Genomic DNA, 395 nt, shown 5'->3' with positions numbered 1-395 from the left:
GGCCTGAAAGGAATCTGCCGCAAGGTCGCGTACTACGGTTTTTCGGGGTGAGACGATCTCGCAGATCATCGAAATGGGCAGCGCGTCCAAGACTTCGCGTGCGCGGTCGAGCTGATATCGGACAAGGTTCAGTCCCGTGATGTTCACGATATGAGGCAGAGCATCGAAAACCGAGATCGGACTGTCCAAAATGGCGATCCAGTCCTCAGCCAGTTGATCGAAGATCGGATGTGTCGAACACGGCAGGTAGGCCCCTGGGCGATCGCGCTCCGCAAGCTGTGGCTCGCCCTGCAGCGCCGCAACCAAGCGGTCGTAGACCGTCGGCTGTTCGAAAAGCTTTCCGACCAGGCGCTCCTTGATCTCGGCGGCTCGCTTGGAGCGGCAAAGCATGAGGT

General features: G+C 59.2%; 1 protein-coding gene. It reads right to left on the bottom strand.

Going from position 1 to position 395, the window contains the following annotated elements; genetic code table 11:
• Nucleotides 1-189 (bottom strand): hypothetical protein (locus EOA49_RS33225; RefSeq protein WP_206520265.1); only part of this gene is annotated, 189 nt, incomplete at its 3' end.
• Between the last annotated feature and the right edge of the window lie 206 nt (nt 190-395).

Origin of the sequence: Mesorhizobium sp. M1A.F.Ca.IN.020.04.1.1, assembly GCF_003997315.1 — a bacterium.
In the GTDB taxonomy this organism is placed as follows: Bacteria; Pseudomonadota; Alphaproteobacteria; order Rhizobiales; family Rhizobiaceae; genus Mesorhizobium.
Note: the sequence above shows the minus strand (reverse complement) of the source record. Positions and strands in the feature narration are given on the sequence as shown.